Here is a 305-nt window from a genome sequence, read left to right as displayed (position 1 = left end):
CGTATCCCACGGCCTGAGTATCAAGCTTAGTGCCATATGGTACAGAGTCCTGTGCGCCTTTAGCTCGTTGATAAATCACCGACCTAAACATTCGACTAATGGGCACGCCGTCAGTTTCAGACTCGAAAAAATACTGACGTAGAAAAGGTCTAAAGAATTCCATGAGTGACACGCTGGCTTATTTAATCGGCTGGGGGAAGCTTGTTATTCAGTTGCAACAACTATCTTCAGTAAACCAGCCCGTAGACTTTCCAGAACCCGGTTATAAATGGAATGAGTTAGGTAAACTAGCGCAGAGTTTTCAC

The 305-nt window shown here is 44.9% G+C and carries 1 pseudogene; it reads left to right on the top strand.

What is annotated here, in order from left to right:
• Positions 1 to 155: 155 nt before the first annotated feature.
• Positions 156 to 305: pseudogene (locus AACQ14_RS24875) on the top strand (ClbS/DfsB family four-helix bundle protein); the annotation flags it as partial.

This window comes from Vallitalea maricola (assembly GCF_036985595.1).
GTDB classification, from domain to species: domain Bacteria; phylum Bacillota; class Clostridia; order Lachnospirales; family Vallitaleaceae; genus Vallitalea; species Vallitalea maricola.
Note: the sequence above shows the minus strand (reverse complement) of the source record. Positions and strands in the feature narration are given on the sequence as shown.